The organism is Streptomyces sp. NPDC049585, from assembly GCF_040675615.1.
Classification (GTDB): Bacteria; Actinomycetota; Actinomycetes; order Streptomycetales; family Streptomycetaceae; genus Streptomyces; species Streptomyces luteosporeus.
On record NZ_JBFAPE010000007.1, the window covers coordinates 129,881 to 149,641 of the forward strand.

Annotated in this window: 23 protein-coding genes and 2 tRNA genes; 6 read left to right on the plus strand and 19 right to left on the minus strand. The window is 72.3% G+C overall.

All coding sequences use genetic code 11. From position 1 onward, the window contains the following. Positions 1-2 precede the first annotated feature (2 nt). A tRNA-Thr gene (locus AB0K17_RS11225) sits at positions 3-75 on the minus strand. A 309-nt stretch (positions 76-384) separates the two neighbouring features. Between AB0K17_RS11225 and AB0K17_RS11230 the strand changes: the two genes are divergently transcribed. Next, on the plus strand, positions 385-1,758 hold the full coding sequence (locus AB0K17_RS11230; RefSeq protein WP_365982826.1) for a hydrolase: 1,374 nt from the start codon (positions 385-387) through the stop codon (positions 1,756-1,758). 248 nt (positions 1,759-2,006) lie between these two features. Next, positions 2,007-2,672, plus strand: coding sequence for an SDR family oxidoreductase (locus AB0K17_RS11235; protein ID WP_365970022.1), 666 nt, complete (start codon positions 2,007-2,009; stop codon positions 2,670-2,672). Positions 2,673-2,733: 61 nt separating this feature from the next. On the opposite strand, the gene AB0K17_RS11240 is transcribed toward AB0K17_RS11235, so the two are convergent. Continuing rightward, positions 2,734-2,815 (minus strand) — tRNA-Tyr (locus AB0K17_RS11240). Between the two features lie 189 nt (positions 2,816-3,004). Between AB0K17_RS11240 and AB0K17_RS11245 the strand changes: the two genes are divergently transcribed. Then, complete coding sequence (locus tag AB0K17_RS11245) at positions 3,005-3,493, plus strand: YajQ family cyclic di-GMP-binding protein (RefSeq protein ID WP_365970021.1); 489 nt, start codon at positions 3,005-3,007, stop codon at positions 3,491-3,493. 143 nt (positions 3,494-3,636) lie between these two features. Here the strand turns inward: AB0K17_RS11245 and AB0K17_RS11250 are convergent, their stop codons facing one another. From AB0K17_RS11250 to AB0K17_RS11270, 5 genes are all read right to left on the minus strand, one after another. Beyond that, positions 3,637-4,029 carry a YccF domain-containing protein gene (locus AB0K17_RS11250; protein ID WP_365982827.1) on the minus strand — a complete coding sequence of 131 codons (393 nt, stop codon included), beginning with the start codon at positions 4,027-4,029 and terminating at the stop codon, positions 3,637-3,639. 109 nt (positions 4,030-4,138) lie between these two features. After that, positions 4,139-4,273: a SapB/AmfS family lanthipeptide gene (locus AB0K17_RS11255; protein WP_365968747.1), complete on the minus strand. Its 135-nt coding sequence runs from the start codon at positions 4,271-4,273 to the stop codon at positions 4,139-4,141. Between the two features lie 394 nt (positions 4,274-4,667). Next, the gene (locus AB0K17_RS11260; protein WP_365968748.1) at positions 4,668-4,829 is read right to left on the minus strand and encodes a hypothetical protein; all 162 of its coding nucleotides are present in this window, start codon (positions 4,827-4,829) and stop codon (positions 4,668-4,670) included. Between the two features lie 9 nt (positions 4,830-4,838). Then, complete coding sequence (locus tag AB0K17_RS11265) at positions 4,839-5,027, minus strand: hypothetical protein (RefSeq protein ID WP_365968750.1); 189 nt, start codon at positions 5,025-5,027, stop codon at positions 4,839-4,841. Beyond that, the gene (locus tag AB0K17_RS11270) at positions 5,024-5,407 is read right to left on the minus strand and encodes an ATP-binding protein (RefSeq protein ID WP_365968751.1); all 384 of its coding nucleotides are present in this window, start codon (positions 5,405-5,407) and stop codon (positions 5,024-5,026) included. Before AB0K17_RS11270 ends, AB0K17_RS11265 begins: the two co-directional genes overlap by 4 nt. A gap of 102 nt (positions 5,408-5,509) precedes the next feature. Between AB0K17_RS11270 and AB0K17_RS11275 the strand changes: the two genes are divergently transcribed. Both AB0K17_RS11275 and AB0K17_RS11280 read left to right on the plus strand, forming a co-directional pair. Then, complete coding sequence (locus AB0K17_RS11275) at positions 5,510-6,715, plus strand: XRE family transcriptional regulator (RefSeq protein WP_365968752.1); 1,206 nt, start codon at positions 5,510-5,512, stop codon at positions 6,713-6,715. Beyond that, the gene (locus AB0K17_RS11280; protein WP_365968753.1) at positions 6,712-7,221 is read left to right on the plus strand and encodes an NUDIX hydrolase; all 510 of its coding nucleotides are present in this window, start codon (positions 6,712-6,714) and stop codon (positions 7,219-7,221) included. Before AB0K17_RS11275 ends, AB0K17_RS11280 begins: the two co-directional genes overlap by 4 nt. Positions 7,222-7,241: 20 nt before the next feature. Here the strand turns inward: AB0K17_RS11280 and AB0K17_RS11285 are convergent, their stop codons facing one another. After that, positions 7,242-8,510: a ricin-type beta-trefoil lectin domain protein gene (locus AB0K17_RS11285; protein WP_365968754.1), complete on the minus strand. Its 1,269-nt coding sequence runs from the start codon at positions 8,508-8,510 to the stop codon at positions 7,242-7,244. A 140-nt stretch (positions 8,511-8,650) separates the two neighbouring features. On the opposite strand from AB0K17_RS11285, the gene AB0K17_RS11290 reads away from it, so the two are divergent. Beyond that, positions 8,651-8,866: a hypothetical protein gene (locus AB0K17_RS11290; protein WP_365968755.1), complete on the plus strand. Its 216-nt coding sequence runs from the start codon at positions 8,651-8,653 to the stop codon at positions 8,864-8,866. On the opposite strand, the gene htpX is transcribed toward AB0K17_RS11290, so the two are convergent. The 11 genes from htpX to AB0K17_RS11345 all read right to left on the minus strand — a co-directional run bounded on the left by htpX (position 8,859) and on the right by AB0K17_RS11345 (position 19,598). Continuing rightward, a complete protein-coding gene (htpX, locus tag AB0K17_RS11295; protein ID WP_365968756.1) occupies positions 8,859-9,731 on the minus strand; it encodes a zinc metalloprotease HtpX in 873 nt (290 codons plus the stop codon). The two genes, AB0K17_RS11290 and htpX, sit on opposite strands and share 8 nt — an antisense overlap. Before the next feature lie 133 nt (positions 9,732-9,864). Next, on the minus strand, positions 9,865-11,361 hold the full coding sequence (locus AB0K17_RS11300; protein ID WP_365968757.1) for an NADH-quinone oxidoreductase subunit N: 1,497 nt from the start codon (positions 11,359-11,361) through the stop codon (positions 9,865-9,867). Then, positions 11,361-12,908 carry an NADH-quinone oxidoreductase subunit M gene (locus tag AB0K17_RS11305; RefSeq protein ID WP_365968800.1) on the minus strand — a complete coding sequence of 516 codons (1,548 nt, stop codon included), beginning with the start codon at positions 12,906-12,908 and terminating at the stop codon, positions 11,361-11,363. The genes AB0K17_RS11300 and AB0K17_RS11305 overlap by 1 nt, the downstream gene beginning before the upstream one ends. 25 nt (positions 12,909-12,933) lie before the next feature. Then, positions 12,934-14,949, minus strand: a complete 2,016-nt coding sequence (locus tag AB0K17_RS11310) for an NADH-quinone oxidoreductase subunit L (RefSeq protein WP_365968758.1) — start codon at positions 14,947-14,949, stop codon at positions 12,934-12,936. Then, positions 14,946-15,311, minus strand: coding sequence for an NADH-quinone oxidoreductase subunit NuoK (gene nuoK, locus AB0K17_RS11315; RefSeq protein WP_365968759.1), 366 nt, complete (start codon positions 15,309-15,311; stop codon positions 14,946-14,948). The genes AB0K17_RS11310 and nuoK overlap by 4 nt, the downstream gene beginning before the upstream one ends. Next, a complete protein-coding gene (locus tag AB0K17_RS11320; RefSeq protein WP_365968760.1) occupies positions 15,311-15,850 on the minus strand; it encodes an NADH-quinone oxidoreductase subunit J in 540 nt (179 codons plus the stop codon). The genes nuoK and AB0K17_RS11320 overlap by 1 nt, the downstream gene beginning before the upstream one ends. Further along, positions 15,847-16,398: an NADH-quinone oxidoreductase subunit I gene (locus AB0K17_RS11325; protein ID WP_365968761.1), complete on the minus strand. Its 552-nt coding sequence runs from the start codon at positions 16,396-16,398 to the stop codon at positions 15,847-15,849. The genes AB0K17_RS11320 and AB0K17_RS11325 overlap by 4 nt, the downstream gene beginning before the upstream one ends. Then, positions 16,395-17,363: a complex I subunit 1 family protein gene (locus tag AB0K17_RS11330; protein WP_365968762.1), complete on the minus strand. Its 969-nt coding sequence runs from the start codon at positions 17,361-17,363 to the stop codon at positions 16,395-16,397. Before AB0K17_RS11330 ends, AB0K17_RS11325 begins: the two co-directional genes overlap by 4 nt. Beyond that, positions 17,360-18,607: an NADH-quinone oxidoreductase subunit C gene (locus tag AB0K17_RS11335; RefSeq protein ID WP_365982828.1), complete on the minus strand. Its 1,248-nt coding sequence runs from the start codon at positions 18,605-18,607 to the stop codon at positions 17,360-17,362. Before AB0K17_RS11335 ends, AB0K17_RS11330 begins: the two co-directional genes overlap by 4 nt. Then, positions 18,604-19,191 (minus strand): NADH-quinone oxidoreductase subunit B family protein, encoded by a 588-nt coding sequence (locus tag AB0K17_RS11340; RefSeq protein WP_365968764.1) that lies wholly within the window; start codon positions 19,189-19,191, stop codon positions 18,604-18,606. The genes AB0K17_RS11335 and AB0K17_RS11340 overlap by 4 nt, the downstream gene beginning before the upstream one ends. Next, on the minus strand, positions 19,182-19,598 hold the full coding sequence (locus tag AB0K17_RS11345; protein WP_365968765.1) for an NADH-quinone oxidoreductase subunit A: 417 nt from the start codon (positions 19,596-19,598) through the stop codon (positions 19,182-19,184). Before AB0K17_RS11345 ends, AB0K17_RS11340 begins: the two co-directional genes overlap by 10 nt. Positions 19,599-19,761 lie beyond the last annotated feature (163 nt).

Here is a 19,761-nt window from a genome sequence, read left to right on the forward strand (position 1 = left end):
AGAGCCCCAAAACGGAATCGAACCGTTGACCTTCTCCTTACCATGGAGACGCTCTGCCGACTGAGCTATTGGGGCGAGCGAGGAAGACATTACACGGTCTGCGGCCGAAGGTGAAATCCGTACCCGGCGGCCCCCTGCCAGCGCGTTCTCCCGGCGCGCCGGTGCCTGCCGGATCCTCCGTCGCACCCCCCACCGGATCCCCCACCCGATCCCCCACAGGCGACCCGTAAAACCGCTGCCGGTGCGGGCGCGTACACCGGCATCGGTACGACCGCCGGTACGACTATTCAACGACTACCCGCCGCCTGCGCGAACCGGCTTCGCCCGCGGCCTACGCTCGGACAGCCGCGTGATCATGCCTGCCCCGGCCACCGGAGGATCGCGATGCCCGACAGTCAGCCGCAGCCCGCCGGCCACGGCGGCGACGCCGCCGCCCCGGCGCCGGGCGAGGGCGCGCTGGTGCTGTGCGGTGCCCGCCTCGCCGACGGGCGCGTGGTCGACGTGCGCCTCAGCGGCGGCCGCATCGAGGCCGTCGGCACTGCAGGCAGCCTTGCCCCCGGCCCGCGCGTCGACCTCACCGGCTACCTGCTGCTGCCCGCGCCCGCCGAACCCCACGCGCACTACGACACCGCCCTGACCGCCGACATCGGCGGCCCCGCCGCCCACGCCCCCGAGGACGTCCAGCGCCGCGCCACCGAGGCCGCCCTGCTGCAGCTCGGCCACGGCGTCACGGCCGTCCGCAGCCACGTGCGCGTCGGCGACGTGACGGGACTGCGGGCGCTCGAAGGCGTCCTGGCCGCGCGCCGGACCCTGCAGACCCTCACCGACCTCACCGTCGTCGCCGTCCCGCGGCTGCTGACCGGCGCCGCGGGTGCCGACGGGCTCGCCGTGCTGCGCGACGCGGTCGCCATGGGCGCCACCGTCGTCGGCGGCTGCCCCGACCTCGACCCCGACCCCACCGGCTACGCCGAGGCCGTGCTCGCCCTCGCCGCCGACCACGGCTGCGCCGTCGACCTGCACACCGACGGCGGCGACCCGGCCCGTCTCGCCCGGCTCGCCGCCATGGCCGGCGGGCTGCGGCCCGGCGTCACCGTGGGCCCCTGCGGCGCCCTGGCCCGCCTCCCCCGCGACCAGGCCGCCCGCGCGGGCCAGCAGCTGGCCGCAGCCGGCGTCACCGTCGTCTGCCTGCCCCAGGGCGACTGCGGTGCCGTCAGCGGCGGACGCAGCGCCTGGTGCGCCCCCGTACGGCTGCTGCGCGCCGTGGGCGTCCAGGTCGCCGCCGGCAGCGGCGCCCTGCGCGACGCCGCCAACCCCGTCGGGCGCGGCGACCCCCTGGAGGCCGCGTTCCTGCTGGCCTCGCACGCCGAGCTGTCCCCGGCGCAGGCGTACGAGGCGGTGAGCGCCCGGGCCCGTACGGCCATGGGGCTGCCCGAGGTACGCGTCGAGGCGGGCTTCCCCGCCGAGCTCCTGGCCGTCCGGGGCACCGGCATCGCCGGCGCCCTGTCCCTGGGCTACAGCCGCCTGGTCGTCCACCAGGGGCGCGTCGTCGCCCGGACCAGCGCGGTGCGCGAGTACGGCGACCACGGGGGCGGGAGCGGGGGCGGAGGCGGAGGCGGTACGTCCGAGGGGTCCGGCGAGACGCACGGTGCGGCGGCCCTGGAGCTGCCGCGGCAATCGCCGCGGCAGTCACCCCGGGGGGACGGGCCGGGAGGCGGACCGGGGAGCGGGGCGGGAGGCGGGTCGGGGGGTGGGGCTTAGGCCGTGTCCGGCGGATCATGCAGTGCCCCGTAAGGGGCGCGGGGAACTGCGCGACAAGCCACGATGCGCCCGCAGATTGCCCGGATCCCGGGGTGGCGTGTGAGCTGCGGGCCGTCGCTGGTTGATCGCGCAGTTCCCCGCGCCCCTTACGGGGCGCCGTGGTGGCGCGTGACGAAGATCCGCCGGACAGGCCCTAGCAGCCCTGACGGCCCCGCGACGGGAGCGCTACGTTCGGTTACGGTCGGATCATGCGCATTGTCATCGCTGGAGGACATGGTCAGATCGCGCTGCGGCTGGAGCGGTTGCTCGCCGGGCGCGGAGACGAGGTGGCGGGGCTCATCCGCCGCCCGGAGCAAGCAGGTGACCTACTGGCGGCGGGCGCCGAACCCGTCGTGTGCGACCTGGAATCCGCGACGGTGGCGGACGTCGCCCGGCACCTGGAGAGCGCCGACGCCGCCGTCTTCGCCGCCGGCGCCGGACCGGGCAGCGGCGCGGACCGCAAGGAGACCGTCGACCGGGGCGCCGCGGTGCTCTTCGCGGACGCGGCCGAGGCCGCCGGCGTCCGGCGGTTCGTGGTCGTCTCGTCCATGGGCGCCGACCGCGAGCCACCCGAGGGCACGGACCCGGTCTTCGCCGCCTACCTGCGGGCCAAGGGCGCCGCGGACGCGGACATCCGCTCGCGCGCCGGCCTGGACTGGACGATCCTGCGCCCGGGCCGGCTGACGGACGAGCCGGGCACGGGCCGGGTGACCCTGTCGGCGGGCTCCACGGGCCGCGGCGACGTCTCCCGGGACGACGTGGCGGCGGTGCTGGCGGCCCTGCTGGACGAGCCGGAGCGCGGGGCGATGGGCCTGACGCTGGAGCTGATCGGCGGCGACACGCCGGTGGAGGAGGCGGTCAAGGCGCTCGGCTGAGGGCGACGAGGCCGGAAAACGAAAGAAGCCCCTGACCGTGAAGGTCAGGGGCCTCGTTCCGTGGCGGCGCCAGGATTCGAACCTGGGTAGGCTAAGCCGACGGATTTACAGTCCGCTCCCATTGGCCACTCGGGCACACCGCCATGGGAGTCACCTCGGTCGCTCTTTCGAGCTGCTCCGTGGCAACGACGTAAACCATACCCGATGACCTGGGGTGGTCCGCCACTCGGTTCACAGCCGGTCGATCGGGCCCCGGATGACTAGGCTGGCAGCGCGGCCCCTCGTAGGGCCGCGCCCCCCTGATGGATCTACGTACGAGGAGCCAACTCAATATGGCCGACTCCAGTTTCGACATCGTCTCGAAGGTCGAGCGGCAGGAGGTCGACAACGCCCTCAACCAGGCCGCCAAGGAGATCTCCACGCGCTACGACTTCAAGGGCGTCGGCGCCTCCATCGCATGGTCCGGCGACAAGATCGAGATGCGCGCCAACGGCGAGGACCGGGTCAAGGCCGTCCTCGACATCTTCCAGTCCAAGCTGATCAAGCGCGGCATCTCGCTCAAGGTCCTGGACGCCGGCGAGCCGCAGCTCTCCGGCAAGGAGTACAAGATCTTCGCCTCCATCCAGGAGGGCATCTCCCAGGAGAACGCCAAGAAGGTCGCCAAGATCATCCGCGATGAGGGCCCCAAGGGCATCAAGGCCCAGGTCCAGGGCGAGGAGCTGCGGGTCAGCTCCAAGAGCCGCGACGACCTGCAGGCCGTGATCGCGCTGCTGAAGGGCAAGGACTTCGACTTCGCGCTGCAGTTCACGAACTACCGCTAGGCGCGGCGGAGCGACTGACTGACTGACTAGCGACTGACTGACTGACGAGGGCGCGTCCGGAACGGTTCGTACGAACCGTTCCGGACGCGCCCTCGTCGTTGCAGCTGCGGAGCAGCGGGTCAGTGGATCAGCGGGTCAGCGGATCAGCGGGTGGCGAAGGGCCGGTCGGAGGGGACGATCTCGCGGCCGAGGGGCATCAGGGAGATCGGGATCAGCTTGAAGTTCGCGATGCCCAGCGGGATGCCGATGATCGACAGGCACAGCGCGATGCCGGTGACGATGTGGCCCAGCGCCAGCCACCAGCCGGCGAAGACGATCCAGATGACGTTCCCGAGCAACGACCCGGCCCCCGCATCCCGCCGCTCCACCGTCGTCCGCCCGAAGGGCCAGAACGCGTACGCCGCGATCCGGAACGAGGCGATGCCGAAGGGGATGGTGACGATCAGCAGGCAGCAGATGAGCCCCGCGACCAGATAGCCCACCGCCATCCAGAACCCGCAGAGCACCAGCCAGACGACATTCAGGATCAACCTCATGATTCAAGCCTCTCACCAGCATGGGTTCCGTGCTCCATAAGACGCCGGGGCTTCGAATCCCAGTTCCTGGGCGCGCCTGGCCAGTGACCCTGAACGAACCCTTAGGGGATCACTCCTCGTGGCAGAGAATCACGCTCAATTCACTGTTGTCGTCGCCGATGCTGCGCCCCAGCTGCAGCAGCGCTTCCTCGCCCTCGTCGGGCCTCATCACCTGCAGATCCAGCAGAACCATCGTCTCGCCCACCTCCCTTGCCGACCCTTCCCGTCTTTCCCACCTTCCCGGGAGGCCTTTCCTGCGAGTGGCGGGCACAGACAGGGCATGCCGGAAATTCAGGGCAATTGGGGAGGGGGCGTGGGTGGTTGTGCGTAGGGCCGGTGGCGAGTTCAGGTCAAAGCTTTGGCCGGCTACGAGGGGAGGGGTGGGGGGGCGCGCCTTGGTTCCCAGTCTGCGGGTGGGTTTGGGGCTGGTCGCCGTTCTCGTGCCGTCGCGGATGCGGGTGCGTGAGGAGATCGCGCCGTTTGGTTGTGGCTGAGGGGGAGCTGGCTGCTGCCGCGATGTGGCTTGCGCCGGTGGAGACGCTCCGCTCGTGTCAGGTGGGTCGGGTGGCTGGGCGTTCGGGTGCGGGCCGTGGTGGACGCTACTTCAGGAAGTCGGGAATGTCGTCGAATTCGTCGTCCGGCTCGGGACGAGGGCGCCTCATGAGGTTGGGGCAAGGGGGGTAGTGGGTGTCGGCGGACGCGGGGAAGAGGAAGTTGGGGCCGGCGTACACCCACTTGACGTCGTTCGGCTCGGATTCCATGCGCCAACCTTACGAGCGCGGCGGCGGCCAGGTGCGGCGTACGTGCAGGGGATGGGCGGGTGGAATGGTGAGCGTTCGACCGCCTGCGAAAACCACCGTGACCGTGTGCTGTTGGTGAAGGATCGTGCCGACGCGATGGGCCTGCCGCCCGTCGAGGACGACGTCGCCGCGTTGCAGCATGTAGGCGAGGAGGATCATTCGGACCGCTCCGCCCGGAGGACGGCCCAGACGCGCTTGCCCACGCCGTTGCGGCCGCTGACTCCCCAGCTGGAGGACAGGGCGGCGACGAGGGACAGGCCTCGGCCGGGGTGCGGGTGGGTGGGGTCCGCGTCGTCGACGCAGATGCGTACGGTGTCGCGGACCGGGTGCTCGAAGCGGGTCTCGATCCGGCGGTCGCGCGGCACGCGGGCGTGGACGACGGCGTTCGTCAGCAGCTCGGAGAGGACGACCAGGGAATCGTCCTCGATGGCCGTCAGATGCCAGTCCGCCAGCGCTTTCCTCAATTCGGCGCGGGCCAGGGGAATGGAACGCGCGGTGTGGCGCCAACGGTGGGTGACCGTAGGGGGTTTGGTGAGCATGGGCCCATGCTCGGTGCCGTGGGTGGGGGCATGATTCCCCCTGGCGGTCTCCCTCCGGTGGGTAGACTTGGCACCTCGAACCGCCCAGCCGGGAGTACCCAGTTGATCGCCGTTCCGGAAACTGTGCTCGCCCGCGAGGACGTGCGGGCGGCGCTGGCGCGTCATGACTTCGGGACGTTCTTCGCCCTCGTGCGGAAGTGGGGCGGGATCAGCTTCATGCGGATTGCGGACGCGTGCGACATGAAGCCGGAGCGGGTGGGCAAGCTGGCGCGGGGCGAGGGGCGCGTCACGAGCGTCGAAAAGATGGAGCGGATCGCCGACGGCCTCCGTGTCCCCGGCACGCTCATTCGGCTCGCGCCGCGGCCCTGGGAGTCGACCGCCGTGCCGGCGGAGCCGGCGGGGGCGCCCTCGGGGCCCGACATGGCCGCCGTGAAGTCCTTCCGTGTTGCCGACCGCCGGCTCGGGGGTGGGCACCTCTATGGTTCCGTTCTGCACTACCTGCATCACAGCCTGGCGCCCAGGTTGTTCGGCTGCGAGGCCGGCCATGATGCGGGGCAGGTGTTCCGGGCTGCGGCGTCGCTGACGGAGATGGCGGGCTGGATGGCCCACGACTCGGGCCGGGACGGGCGGGCCCGCGAGCACTTCGAGCAGGCGCTGGCCCTGGCGACCGCCGGAGCCGATCCTGCTCTCGGGGCCAACATCATGGCCAGCATGAGCCACTTGGCCCTGCAGGTCGGCCGCCCGCGGGAAGCGGTCTCGCTGGCCCGTGCGGGCCGGGCTCGCCTGGATGCGCCCGTGCCGATGCTGTCGGCACGGCTGCATGCCATGGAGGCCCGGGCGCTCGCCCGGCTGGGGGACGAACGCGCTGCCCAGGCGGCGCTGGACGCAGCGCAGCGGGATGTCGGCGCGCCGGAGGAGTCCTCGGGCTGGCTGAGCTCGTTCGATGCCGCTGCGCTGGCCAGTGAGAGGGCCTTGGTCCTGCAGGATCTGGGGCTGCTGGCGGAGGCTGCCGCGGCGGCGGAACGCGCTGTGGCTCTGCGGTCGGGAGACCGTGCCAGGAGCCGGGTGTTCGGTCAGATCGCGCTGGCCACCATCCGCGCACAGCAGCGGGAGCTGGAGGCGGCGTGTGAGACGGGACATCGCGTGTTGAGCGCGTGTGGAACGCTCGGGTCGGCGCGGATCACCCAGCAGTTGGCCGCACTTGCAGCGGTGATGGCTCCTCATCGGGGGTACCGGCCCGTGGCCGGCTTCCTGGATGCTCATGCCGAAGTCCATCGCCGTCGCACCCTCCTCCTGGCCACGGGATGAGCAGCGCGCCTCGACCGGGCACGGCCGAGTGGAACGCCTACCTCGCGGAGGGCAACGCGAAGCAGGCAAGGAAGCGTGTGGCTGCCGACGTGCTCCTTCGGGACGACGTCGGGCGGGTGCTGCTGGTCAAGCCGACCTACAAGGAAGCCTGGGACCTGCCCGGCGGGATGGCCGAGGCCAACGAGTCGCCGCGGGAAGCGGCAAGGCGCGAGCTGCGGGAGGAACTCGGTCTCGCGGTGGACCTGCACGGCCTGCTGTGCGTCGACTGGGTGCCGCCGCACGGCCCGTGGGACGACCAACTGGCGTTCATATTCGACGGGGGCGTGCTCGGGGCCGAACAGCGCGGGACCCTCGGTCCGACGGACGACGAGCTGTCGGCGTGCGCGTTCTTCGTCCCGGACGAAGCCCTCCACCTGCTGCCCCCGCGTACGCGGATGCGCGCTGCCGCAGCGCTGGCGGCACTGGGGGACGCAGTCCCCCGCTACCTGGAGGCCGGCCGGACGTGAGGCCGGCCTCCAGCGGGGCGTTACTTCGGGACCGTCCAGAGCTGGCGCTTGTTCGTGTTCGGGGTGGTGAGCTGGATCTTCGTGCCGTTTGCCGTGCTGCCGCCCGTCACGTCCAGGACCTTGCCGGAGGCCGTGTGGGCGATCTGGCCCTTTGTGTTGACCGTCCAGCGCTGGGTGGCGGTGCCCTTGCAGTCGGAGAGGGTGGTGTTGGTGCCGTCGGTGCTCAGGCACTTGCCGAGGGCGCGGATGCTGCCGTCCTGGGCGAGGATCCAGGACTGGGCGACCGTGTTGTTGCAGGTGTAGAGCTGGATCTGGGTGCCGTTGTCGGGCTTGGCGCCCTTGACGTCGAGGCACTTGCCGCCGAGGCCGGTGATGCGGCCCTGGGGCGGGACGACGACGCCGGCGGCGGTGGCGAGGTGGCGCAGGCCCTGGACGTCGAACTGCTGGATGTAGGTGCCGGCGCGGCCGTCGGTGTAGCCGTGGTTGTCGGTGCACATGATGGGCTTTTCGCCGGAGTCCTTGCCGACGGCGCAGTCGCCGCGCGTGGGGCTGCGGTCGGCGTGGGTGAGGCCCATGGTGTGGCCGAGTTCGTGGCTGATGTGGTTGCGCATGAACGTCTCGCCCCAGCGGGGCAGGGGCTTGCCGTCGGCGGTGAAGAAGGAGCTGTCGATGTAGGCGTGGCCGCTGGTGACGGTCTGCGGGAGGGAGGTGGAGATGAAGCCGCAGCTGAGGTTGAGGGTGCCGGTGCCGTCGTGGACGACCTTCCAGCCCTTCTGGCCGTTGTCGGCGGGGGGTACGCAGGGGCGCTTGAGGACGCCGATGACGATTTCGCCGCGGGGGCGGGAGTAGTTCCAGCCGACGGGCGTGGTGTCGACGGAGATGGGGAGGTTGGTGATGCGCTTGAGGTCGGCGGCGGTGGCCTTGACGTAGCGGCCGAGCCAGTCGACGGACTGCTGGTCGTAGAACTTGATGGTGTAGCCGGTGGCGAGCGACTTGGTGACGCCGTCGGCGATCTTCCAGCCTTCGCCCTGGGGGGCGGCGGCCGCTGCGGCGAGTGCCGTCGTGGTGTGGGCGGGTGCGGCGTCGAGTGTCATGACGCCGTTGCGGAAGACGGTGCCGTCGGTGGCGGAGGTGCCGGTGTCCTGCGGTTCGGCGGTCGTCGGTGCCGCCGTGGCGGGCGTGGTGGTGCCCTCGGTGCCGAAGGCACTGGGCATGATCTGCGTGGTGGCGGCGATGGCCGCCACGGCGCCCGCAGCGGCGACGGCTATGCGCTTGCCGGTGAGTCGCATGTCCTGTTCGGACCTTTCCCCGTTGGTTCAGTTGTGGGGAGAGATCCTAGGGTCACCCGAACGGAGCAGCGCAACGCGCCCCCAGGGGCGCGGCATGGCCATGGTGGGTGCTCCGACGTCACGACAGGACGGGGAGTGCCATGCGTTGCAGGTTGCTGCTCTCGACCGCCATATCCGCGGTCGTTCTCATCGGCGGTGTTGCCACTCAGGCGTACGCGGCGCCTTCCGACACCGATCTGCGGACGTGCATCGACGGGGGCGGGCTGCCGGAGGTGAAGGTGACCGGTGGGGTGCTGTCGCCCACGGTCACCAAGGTGTGCAAGGGCGGGGCGCAGGACGGTCAGACCATCAGCTGAGGCGGCCGTCGTGGCCCGCCATCTGCTCCAGGCGGGCGATGCGCTCGCGCATGGGCGGGTGGGTGGAGAAGAGCTTCGACAGGCCCTCGCCCGGCCGGAACGGGTTGGCGATCATCATGTGGCTCGCCGTCTCCAGGCGCGGCTCGGGGGGCAGGGGCAGGCGCTGGGTGCCCAGTTCGAGCTTGCGCAGGGCGGCGGCCAGGGCCAGGGGGTCGCCGGTGAGGCGGGAGCCGGAGGCGTCGGCCTCGTACTCGCGGGAGCGGCTGACGGCGAGCTGGATGAGGGAGGCCGCGATGGGCCCCAGCAGCATGATCATGATCATGCCGACGATGCCGGGGCCCTCGTCGTCCTCGGAGCGGCCGAAGGGGATCAGCCAGGCGAAGTTGACCAGGAACATCACCACCGAGGCGAGCGCGCCGGCCACGGAGGAGATGAGGATGTCGCGGTTGTAGACGTGGCTGAGCTCGTGGCCGATGACGCCGCGCAGCTCGCGCTCGTCCAGCAGGCGCAGGATGCCCTCGGTGCAGCAGACGGCGGCGTTGCGCGGGTTGCGGCCGGTGGCGAAGGCGTTGGGGGCCTCGGTCGGGGAGATGTACAGGCGGGGCATCGGCTGGCGCGCGGCGGTGGAGAGCTCGCGCACCATGCGGTACAGCTGGGGGGCCTCGAATTCGCTGACGGGCCGGGCGCGCATGGCGCGCAGGGCCAGCTTGTCGCTGTTCCAGTAGGCGTAGGCGTTGGTGCCCACGGCGACGAGCACGGCGATGATCAGGCCCGCGCGGCCGAAGACACTGCCGATGGCGATGATGAGGGCGGACAGTCCGCCGAGGAGTACGGCGGTCCTGAGCCCGTTGTGCCGGCGGTGCACGGTACGCCCTCCAAGTGGTGCGGCAGGGGAACCCTTGAACCTGGTTTAACCAGTGGAACCTTTCGTACTGGTCAACGCCAGGCGAGGGCCGCCAGTTCCCTGGTGCACGGTGGGCGCGGGGCGGCCGTCGTCCCTACAGGAGCGCTCCGGCGGCGAAGCGCAGCACCAGTTGCGGGGCGCCCGAGAGGGCGACGCCCAGTACGGCCGCCAGGGTGATGGCCGCCGTGAGGGGGGCGGGGATGCGGAGCTTCGCGGGGGCCGCCGTCTGCGCCGGGCGGAACAGCAGCGCCGTCCACTGCAGGTAGTAGTACAGGGCGATCACGACGTTGACGGCCATGACGACCGCCAGCCAGCCCAGCCCCGCGTCCACGGCGGCCGAGAAGACGGTCACCTTGGCGAACAGGCCGATGATGCCCGGCGGCAGTCCGGCGAGGCACAGCAGGAAGAAGCCCAGGGCGAGGGCCGCCAGCGGGCTGCGGGCGTACAGCCCGCGGTAGTCGGCGAGGCGGTTGGCCGGGCTGGTACGGGCGACGAGCGCGGCCACCGCGAAGGCGCCGAGGTTCACGGCCGCGTACATCAGGGCGTAGGCGACCGTGGAGCCGATGGCGTGGCCGGGGCGGTCGCTGTAGCCGGCGGCGGCGACGGGGACGAGGAGGTAGCCCGCCTGGCCGACGGAGGACCAGGCCAGCAGGCGCACGGCGCTGTGGGCGCGGTCGGGGCGCTGGCGCAGGGCGGCGACGTTGCCGGCGGTCATGGTGAGGGCGGCGAGGACGGCGAGGGCGGGGCCCCACACGTCGGCGTACGCCGGGAAGGCGACGACCGTCACGAGGATGAGGCCGGTGAAGCCGACGGCCTTGCCGACGACCGACAGGTACGCGGCGACGGGCACGGGGGCGCCGACGTAGGTGTCGGGCACCCAGAAGTGGAAGGGCGCGGCGGCGGTCTTGAAGGCGAAGCCGACGAGGGTGAGGGCGATGCCGGCCTTGGCGAGGACGGCCAGGCGCGGGTCGGTGTGGCCGAGGCCGGCGGCGATGCCGTTCAGGTGCAGGGTGCCGGTGGCGGCGTAGACGAAGCTCGCGCCCAGCAGCGTGACCGCGGTGGCGGTGACGGAGGACAGGAAGAACTTCAGGGCCGCCTCGGAGCTGCGGCGGTCGCCGCGGCGCATGCCGACGAGGGCGAAGGCGGGCAGCGAGGCCACTTCGAGGGCGACGACGAGGGTGGCGAGGTCGCGGGAGGCGGGCAGGAGTGCGGCGCCGGCGGCCGAGGACAGCAGCAGGAACCAGAATTCGCCGGCGGGCAGTTTGTGGTCGGCGATCGCGCTGAGGGACAGCAGGGCCGTCAGCAGGGCGCCGCCGAGGACGAGGAACTGCACGACGAGCGTGAAGTGGTCGGCCACGTAGCTGCAGGAGGAGTCCCGTCCGACGATGCAGAAGGTGGAGCGGTCGCCGTCCAGCAGCGGCAGCAGCGCGAGTGAGGCGGCGAGGAGTCCGCCGATGGACAGCCAGCCGAGGAGCGGCTTGCGCTCCTCGGGCAGGAAGAGGTCGGCGACCAGGACGACGAGCGCGACGAGGGCCGCGACGGTCGGCGGGGCGATGGCGAGCCAGTCGACGGACTGGACCAGCGAACCCATCACTTGCCTCCTGCGAGGAGCTGCTGAACGGCAGGGTCGGTGAGGCCGATGAGGGCCGCGGGCCACAGCCCGGCGAGGACGGTGAGGGCCACGAGCGGACTCCAGGCGGCGAACTCGTAGCCGTGGACGTCGGCCAGGGCCGGGGTCTCGTCGCGCTTCTCGCCCATGCACACCCGGCGCACCACGACCAGCAGGTACGCGGCGGTGAGCAGGGTGCCCAGGCCGGCGAGGGCCATGAAGGTGAGGAACGCGGGGCGGCTGAGCCCGTCGGCGGGGCGGAAGGAGGCGAACATGGCGAGCATCTCGCCCCAGAACCCGGCGAGCCCCGGCAGGCCCAGCGAGGCGACCGCGCCGAAGGCGAGCAGGCCGCCCAGGCGGGGGGCGCGGCCGTACAGGGCCGCGCCGGTGGTGCCGGAGAGGCTGTCGAGGTCGGAGGTGCCGTAGCGGTCCTTCAGGGCGCCGACGAGGAAGAAGAGCAGGCCGGTGATCAGGCCGTGGGCGACGTTGGCGAACAGCGCGCCGTTGAGGCCGGTCGGGGTGAGGGTGGCGATGCCCAGGAGCACGAAACCCATGTGGCCGACCGAGGAGTAGGCGATCAGGCGCTTGAGGTCGCCCTTGCCGCCCGAGCGGGCCAGGGCCAGGCAGACCAGGGAGCCGTAGACGATGCCGACGGCCGCGAAGGCGGCCAGGTAGGGCGCGAAGGTGTGCGCGCCGTCCGGCACGATCGGCAGCAGGATGCGCACGAACCCGTAGGTGCCCATCTTCAGCAGGACGCCCGCCAGCAGCACCGATCCGACCGTGGGGGCGGAGGTGTGGGCGTCCGGCAGCCAGGTGTGCAGGGGCCACATCGGGGCCTTGACGGCCAGTCCGACGCCGATGGCCACAGCGGCGATGAGCTGCGTGGTGTGGCTGAGCGAGGCGCCGTTGTCAGTGGCGAGTGCCACCATGTCGAACGTGCCGCCCTTGATCCCGACCAGGAGGAGGCCGAGCAGCATCACCACGGAGCCGAGCAGCGTGTAGAGGATGAACCGCCACGCGGCGGGTCCCCGCCCCTCGCCGCCCCAGCGGGCGATGAGGAAGTACATCGGGATGAGCACCATCTCGAAGGCGAGGAAGAACAGCATCAGGTCGAGGACGGCGAAGGTCGCGAGGGTGCCGGCCTCCAGGACGAGCAGCAGCGCCACGAATGCCTTGGGAGACGGGCCCTGCGGCATGCGGTGGTAGCTGTAGAGCGCGCTGAGGAAGGTCAGCAGCGCGGTCAGCACGAGGAGGGGGAGCGAGACGCCGTCCACGCCGAGGTGGATGCGGATGTGCAGCGCGGGGATCCAGCTGACGTCCGTGGTCGCCTGCATGCGCGCCGGATGGCCGTGGTCGAAACCGGCGGCGAGGGCCACGGCCAGGGCGAGGACGGCACCGGTGACGGTGACGCCGTGCCGCAGCACGGCCTGCTCGGGGCTCCTGCCCTTCAGGCCGGGCGGGGCCGGCAGCAGGGCGGCAACGGCGCCGAGCAGGGGCACGACGACGATCGCGGCGAGGAGGATCTGCATGACGGTGTGACTCATGGTCTTGCGCTCACGCTCCCGTGACCAGCAGCACGGCGGCGACGGCCAGGACGACGGAACCGGCGAGGAGGGCGCCGAGGTAGGTCTGCACGTTGCCGGTCTGCGCCCGGCGGACGGCCGCGCCCAGCAGACCGGGGGCGGTTCCGGCCCCGCGCACGTACCCGTCCACGACCTCGCGGTCGAGGAAGTGGGCGAGCCGCGCGGCGCCGCGGGCGGGCCGCACGAGGAGCGCGGAGTACACGGCGTCCAGGTGGAAGCCGCTGACGGCGTGCCGGTGCAGGGGGCCCAGCAGGAGCCGGCCGGGGTCGGCCGGGTCCGGGGCGCCGGCGATGCCGCCGTAGGCGGCCTCGTGGGTGGCGATGCTCTCCTCCTCGGAGACGTACGGCGCCTCGCGCGGGTCGGCGGCGACCGCGCCGAGCGGCGTACGGGCGGCCAGCGCGGCGCTGCGCCGCCAGGCCGCGTACGTGACGAGCACGCCGGCGAGCGCGCAGCCGGTGGACAGCACGGAGGTGGTGAGCGTCGGGGTCAGCGACCGCCCGTCGAACCAGTCGGGCAGCTGCCAGGCAGCCAGGCCGAAGGCGGTGGTGGGCACGAACAGCACCCACAGCACGGTGGTCATGGCCGCCGGTTCCCTGCCGTGGTCCGGTGCCTCGGTGCCCTTGCCGTGGAAGGCGAGCAGCCACAAGCGGGCGGCGTAGGCGGCGGTGAGCACGGCGGTGAGCAGTCCGGCGACGAGCACCGTCCAGCCGGCCGGGCCGGCCGCGGTGGCGGGGATGCCGTGGGCCTCACCCGCGGTGGCCCGCTCGGCGGCGCCCAGGACGGCCTCCTTGGAGAAGAAGCCGCTGAACGGCGGGATCGCGGCCAGCGCCAGCAGGCCGACGGTCATCGTCCAGTACGCGTCCGGGACGCGCCGGGCCAGGCCGCTCATGCGGGAGGTCGCGGCCAGCGAGTTGGTGCCGGCCGCGTGGATGACCACGCCCGCGCCGAGGAACAGCAGCGCCTTGAAGGCGCCGTGCGACAGGAGGTGGAAGACGGCAGCGCCGCGGTCGCCGACGGCCAGGGCACCGGTCATGTAGCCGAGCTGGCCGACGGTCGAATAGGCGAGGACGCGCTTGATGTCGTCCTGGGCGAGCGCGGCCAGGGCCGAGCCGACCATCGTGACCGCGGCCATCACGGCGAGCACGACCAGCGCCGCCGCGGAGGCGGCGAAGACGGGCAGCAGCCGGGCGACGAGGTAGACGCCGGCCGCGACCATCGTCGCGGCGTGGATCAGCGCGGAGACGGGCGTGGGGCCCGCCATCGCGTCGGGCAGCCACGTGTGCAGGGGGAACTGCGCCGACTTGCCCGCCACGCCCGCGAGCAGCAGCAGCGCCACCAGCGTGGGGTGCGTGAGGTCACCGGCCGCGGCCGTGGTGAGGATGCCGTTGATCCGGAACGTTCCGGCGTCGGCGGCCAGCGCGAAGACGCCGATCAGGAAGGGGACGTCGCCCAGCTTCGTGACCAGGAACGCCTTCAGGGACGCCGCCCGGGCGGCCTCGGTCTCCCAGTAGTGGCCCACCAGGAAGTACGAGCAGATGCCCATGACCTCCCAGCCGACCAGCAGCACCATCAGGTCGCCCGAGTAGACGACGAGGAGCATCGCGGAAGTGAACAGCGAGACCAGCGCCGCGTACGAGGGGTAGCGGGGGTCGTCGCGCAGGTACGCCGTCGAGTACAGCTGCACGCAGGTGGCCACGACACCGACCAGCACCGCCACCAGCACGGCGAAGCCGTCCAGGTGCAGGGCCAGGTCGATCGGCACCGAGCCGGTCGGGGTCAGCCGCGTGGCGGCGTCGATCGCCTCGCCCGGGCCGCTGCCGCCGCCCTGCCGGCAGGCGACCACGACCGCGAGCACGGCCGCGGCCAGCGTCGGCAGCACGGCCAGCGGCCGTACGAAACCGGGCGCGCGGCGGCCCGTCAGCAGGCCGGCGAGCGCACCGAGGAAGGGCAGCAGGGGAACGAGAACGGCGGTGGTCGTGGTGCTCACGCGGCAGCCTCCGCCTTCTGCTGCGGCCCGGCCGTGGGCCCGGGCTCCTCCGGCGCGTCGTCGCGCAGGTCGCGCAGCCGGTCGACGTCGGCGGTGCCGCGGTTGCGGTACACCATCAGGACGATCGCCAGGCCGATGCCGATCTCGGCGGCGGCGATGGCGATGGTGAACAGGGTCAGCGCCTGGCCGGCGTGCAGCGTGTCGCGCAGCCACACGTCGAAGGCGACGAGGTTGAGGTTGACGGCGTTGAGCATCAGCTCGACGGACATCAGCACCAGGATGGCGTTGCGCCGGGCCAGCACGCCGTACAGGCCGGTGCAGAAGAGAAGGGCGGCCAGCACGGCCGGGTACACCAGGTGCATCAGCGCTGCTCCTCCTTCTTCCTGCGGGACAGCACGATCGCACCCACCAGCGCCGCCAGCAGCAGCACCGACAGCGCTTCGAACGGCAGCACCCAGTGCCGGAAGAGGATCTCCCCCGACACCTTCGTGGTGCCCTGCGGCGCGCCGTCCAGGTCGATCCACGTCGTACGGAAGGCGTCGACGACCACCCACACCAGGGCCGCGGCCGCAGCACCCGCGACGGCCAGAGCCGCCCAGCGGTTGCCGGAGTCGGCGTCCGGGGAGCGGCCGATGGGAGCCCTGGTGAGCATGAGCCCGAAGAGCAGCAGCACCACCACCGAGCCGACGTAGATCAGCACCTGCACCCAGGCGATGAACTCCGCCGTCAGCAGCAGGTACTCCACGGCCAGCCCGCCCAGCGCCACGACCAGCCACAGGGCCGCGTGCACCAGCTGCCGGGTCGTGACGGCGACCGCCGCGGCGCCCAGGGTCACGACACCGACGAGCAGGAAGGCGATCTCCACGCCGGAGGGGGAGAGAAAGGCGTGAGTCGCGCTCATGTGTCCTCTCCCTGTTCCTTCTCCTGCTGGGCCGCCAGCTTCTCGGCCGTCTTGCGCGCCGCCACGATCTCCTTCGGCTCCTCCGCCGCCGCATCGAGCGCCGGCGGCTCCGGAACCGTCCACATCCACTCGCGGAGCTTGTCCCGCTCGTGCGTCAGCTCCTGGATGTCGGTCTCCGCGTACTCGAACTCCGGCGACCAGAACAACGCGTCGAACGGACACACCTCGATGCAGATGCCGCAGTACATGCACAACGCGAAGTCGATCGCGAAGCGGTCCAGCACGTTGCGGCTGCGCTCGCGGCCGCCCGGCACCGCCGCCGGCACGGTCTCCTTGTGGGAGTCGATGTAGATGCACCAGTCCGGGCACTCGCGGGCGCACAGCATGCACACCGTGCAGTTCTCCTCGAACAGCCCGATCACACCGCGCGTACGCGGCGGCAGCTCCGGCTGCGCATCCGGGTACTGCACGGTCTGCGCACGCCGCGTCATCGTCCGCAGCGTGACCGCCAGCCCCTTGGCCAGACCCGATCCGGGAACGCCCATCACTGCATCACCACCTTCACGACACCCGTGAGCGCGATCTGCGCGAGAGCCAGCGGGATCAGCACCGTCCAGGCCAGCTTCTGCAGCTGGTCCTCGCGCAGCCGCGGATAGCTCACCCGCAGCCAGATCACGACGAAGGCGAGGACGGCCGTCTTCAGCAGCGTCCACAGCCAGCCCAGACCGTCGGCCCCGAACGGGCCGTGCCACCCACCGAGGAACAGCACGGTCGTCAGACCGCACAGCACCACGATGCCGGCGTACTCGGCGAGCAGGAACATCGCGAACCGCAGACCCGTGTACTCGGTGTACGCGCCGAAAATGATCTCCGAATCGGCCACCGGCATGTCGAACGGCGGCCGCTGCAGCTCGGCCAGGCCCGCGGTGAAGAACACCAGGCCGCCCACGATCTGCCACGGCACCCACCACCAGTGGAAGGCGTCCACGATGCCCGGCAACGACACCGTGCCCGCCGCCATCGCGACGGACGCGGCCGCCAGCAGCATCGGCAGCTCGTAGGCGAGCAGCTGCGCGGCGGTGCGCAGACCCCCGAGGAGGGAGAACTTGTTCGCCGAGGCCCAGCCGGCCATCAGCGAACCGAGCACGCCCACGCCCATCACGGCGAGCACGAAGAAGATGCCGGCGTCGACGACCTGCCCGACGGCGTTGCCGGGCCCTACGGGCAGCGCCACCAGCACCAGCAGGTACGGCAGCAACGCCACGGCCGGCGCCAACTGGAACACGCGCCGGTCGGCGTCCCTCGGGACGACGTCCTCCTTCTGCGCGAACTTCACCCCGTCCGCCACCAGCTGAGCCCACCCATGGAACCCACCGGCGTACATCGGCCCCAGCCGGCCCTGCATGTGCGCCATCACCTTGTGCTCGGTCTGCCCGATGACGAGCGGAAGCACGAGGAAGACGACGAAGACGGCGAGCAGACGCAGCACGACGTCGACGGTCTCGCTGCTCATGCGCTCTCGCCTCCGGCGGGGTTCGTACGTGTCTGGGGCCCGGCCCCGGGTTCCTTACCGGGCGGCTCCGCCGGGGCGGGCGGCTCGGGCTGGGCGCCGTCGCCCGGCGCGGCGTCGGCCGGCTGGGGTGAGTCCGGCTCCGCCGGGGGCGCCGGTTCGCGCCGGTCGCCGTCGCGGCGGGGGGTCGGTGCTGCGCCGTCGCCCGAGGGCTGGGGCGCGTCCGATTCCGCCGGGCCCGGCCGCTCGGGCCGGTCGCCGTCGCGGCGGGAAGGGGCGGCGGCACCGTCAGTCGGCTCCGCCGGCCCCGTCGGCTCGGGCCGGGTGTCGGGGGTGGCTGGGGGCTCGGCCGGGCGGGCGGCGGGCTCGTCGAAGGCCGGGCGGGCGTGGTGCCAGGGGGCGTCCGACGAGCGCGGCGCGGGCGCCGCGCCCTCGCTCGCACTCCGCGGAGCGGCCTGGCTGGCGGAGCCGTCCGCCGCCGAGCGGGTGCGGCGCGGCGCCGCCGGCGCCTGGCTCGCCGAGCCCTCGGCCGCGCTGCGCGCACGCCGCGGAGCGGCCTGGCTCGCCGAGCCTTCGCTGACGCTCCGCGCGCGCCGCGGGGGCGTGGCGCGGTCGCCGGACGGTGCGCGGCGCTCCGGGCGGGTCGGGGCCGGGGGGAGCTGGCCCTTGAGGGGGCCCCATTCGTTGGGGTCGGGGACGCCCGGGGGGAGCATCTGGCGGCGCTTGGGGCCGCCCTCGGCGGATTCGCCCGGTTCCTTGGCGCCCGGCCAGGCCTTGACCACGCGTGCGGCGAGGACGAAGTCCTTGCGCAGGGGGTGGCCCTCGAAGCCGTCGGGGAGCAGCAGGGGTTCCAGGTGCGGGTGGCCCGCGAAGTCGATGCCGAACATCTCGTGCGTCTCGCGCTCGTGCCATGCCGCGCCGGCGTAGACGCCGGTCGCCGTCGGCAGGGTGGCGGCGTCGTGGGGGACGGTCGTGCGCAGGAGCAGGCGGTGCACGGCGCCGCCGTGCTGTGCCGGCAGGGCGGCCACGTGGGCGGAGATGCGCAGGCCGGTGCCGGGTTCGTCGACGGCGCTGAGCCAGTCGAAGAAGGTGCAGCCGAGCGCGTCGCGGGCGGTCGTCAGGGCCGGGAGCCACGCTTCGGCGGGGACGTCGACGGTGAGCAGGTCGTAGGCCTCCTCGGCGGTCGCGCCCTCGCCGAAGAGGTCCGTGGCGCCGCGCGGCAGCCATCCCACCGTGGGCTCGCTCATCGTTCCGTCTCCTCGGGGGCCGGCGCGGGCGCCGGCGGCGGGGTGATCAGCCCGCTGCGCAGCTGTCCGGCCGTGGCAGCGCCGGCGGCGGTTCCGTAGCGCTCGCCGAGGGACTCCTGGGCGATCTTCTCCTGGAGCTTGAGGATGCCCTGGAGCAGTGCTTCGGGCCGGGGCGGGCAGCCGGGTACGTAGACGTCGACGGGGATGATCTGGTCGACGCCCTTGGTGACGGAGTAGGAGTCCCAGTAGGGCCCGCCGCAGTTGGAGCAGGCGCCGAAGGAGATCACGTACTTCGGTTCGGGCATCTGTTCGTAGAGCCGCTTGACCGCGGGCGCCATCTTGTCCGTCACCGTGCCGGAGACGATCATGAGGTCGGCCTGGCGCGGTCCGGGGGCGAAGGGGATGACGCCGAGCCGGATGAAGTCGTGGCGGGCCATGGATGCGGCGATGAATTCGATCGCGCAGCAGGCGAGCCCGAAGTTGAACACCCACAGGCTGTAGCGGCGTCCCCAGTTGAGGACGACCTTCATGGGCTCGGGGGCGAGCCGGGCGAGCGGTCCGAGGCTCCTGCGTGTCACGTCCATTCCAGGACGCCCTTCTTCCATGCGTACAACAGGCCCACGGCGAGGAAGCCGAGGAAGACGAACATCTCCACCAGCGTCGCTCCGCCGAAGCCCGGTGCGGCGAACACCGTCGCCCAGGGGAACAGGAAGATCGAGTCCACCGCGAAGATCACGTACAGGAAGGCGTAGACGTAGTAGCGCACCTGCGTGTGCGCCCAGCCCTCGCCGACCGGGTCGACGCCGCACTCGTAGGTCAGCAGTTTCTCCGGCGTCGGCACCACCGGCCGCAGCAGCCGGCCCGCGGTGAACGCGACGACGACGAAGAGCACGCCGATCGCCGCGAGCAGCCCGACCACGGCGTAGCCGTGGAAGTAGTCCGCCGCGAGCTGGACGGCGGCGCCGCTGGTGCGCACGGTCGCCTTCGGCACGTCCGCCCCTCGCTCCCTGTCCTGTTTGTTCGACGATCTGTACGCACGCGAGTCTAGGCCCTGCCCGGGCCGGGGTGGGCCGCCGCGGTCCGTGGGGCGGGCGGGGCGGGGGGTGGGGTTATCCCCACCGGAGGTCCCCCACGGCCCCCATGGCGGTGGGGGG

What these genes read in the sequence shown, in the direction of transcription:
- AB0K17_RS11250 (WP_365982827.1), bottom strand. Translation starts at nt 4,029, where the DNA reads ATGAGGTTGATCCTGAATGTCGTCTGGCTGGTGCTCTGCGGGTTCTGG.
- AB0K17_RS11235 (WP_365970022.1), top strand. Translation starts at nt 2,007, where the DNA reads ATGCGCATTGTCATCGCTGGAGGACATGGTCAGATCGCGCTGCGGCTG.
- AB0K17_RS11280 (WP_365968753.1), top strand. Translation starts at nt 6,712, where the DNA reads ATGAGCAGCGCGCCTCGACCGGGCACGGCCGAGTGGAACGCCTACCTC.
- AB0K17_RS11230 (WP_365982826.1), top strand. Translation starts at nt 385, where the DNA reads ATGCCCGACAGTCAGCCGCAGCCCGCCGGCCACGGCGGCGACGCCGCC.
- AB0K17_RS11285 (WP_365968754.1), bottom strand. Translation starts at nt 8,510, where the DNA reads ATGCGACTCACCGGCAAGCGCATAGCCGTCGCCGCTGCGGGCGCCGTG.
- AB0K17_RS11265 (WP_365968750.1), bottom strand. Translation starts at nt 5,027, where the DNA reads ATGATCCTCCTCGCCTACATGCTGCAACGCGGCGACGTCGTCCTCGAC.
- AB0K17_RS11270 (WP_365968751.1), bottom strand. Translation starts at nt 5,407, where the DNA reads ATGCTCACCAAACCCCCTACGGTCACCCACCGTTGGCGCCACACCGCG.
- AB0K17_RS11330 (WP_365968762.1), bottom strand. Translation starts at nt 17,363, where the DNA reads ATGAGCAGCGAGACCGTCGACGTCGTGCTGCGTCTGCTCGCCGTCTTC.
- AB0K17_RS11305 (WP_365968800.1), bottom strand. Translation starts at nt 12,908, where the DNA reads ATGCAGATCCTCCTCGCCGCGATCGTCGTCGTGCCCCTGCTCGGCGCC.
- AB0K17_RS11245 (WP_365970021.1), top strand. Translation starts at nt 3,005, where the DNA reads ATGGCCGACTCCAGTTTCGACATCGTCTCGAAGGTCGAGCGGCAGGAG.
- nuoK (WP_365968759.1), bottom strand. Translation starts at nt 15,311, where the DNA reads ATGCACCTGGTGTACCCGGCCGTGCTGGCCGCCCTTCTCTTCTGCACC.
- AB0K17_RS11260 (WP_365968748.1), bottom strand. Translation starts at nt 4,829, where the DNA reads ATGGAATCCGAGCCGAACGACGTCAAGTGGGTGTACGCCGGCCCCAAC.
- AB0K17_RS11300 (WP_365968757.1), bottom strand. Translation starts at nt 11,361, where the DNA reads ATGGGTTCGCTGGTCCAGTCCGTCGACTGGCTCGCCATCGCCCCGCCG.
- AB0K17_RS11335 (WP_365982828.1), bottom strand. Translation starts at nt 18,607, where the DNA reads ATGAGCGAGCCCACGGTGGGATGGCTGCCGCGCGGCGCCACGGACCTC.
- AB0K17_RS11320 (WP_365968760.1), bottom strand. Translation starts at nt 15,850, where the DNA reads ATGAGCGCGACTCACGCCTTTCTCTCCCCCTCCGGCGTGGAGATCGCC.
- AB0K17_RS11340 (WP_365968764.1), bottom strand. Translation starts at nt 19,191, where the DNA reads ATGGACGTGACACGCAGGAGCCTCGGACCGCTCGCCCGGCTCGCCCCC.
- AB0K17_RS11290 (WP_365968755.1), top strand. Translation starts at nt 8,651, where the DNA reads ATGCGTTGCAGGTTGCTGCTCTCGACCGCCATATCCGCGGTCGTTCTC.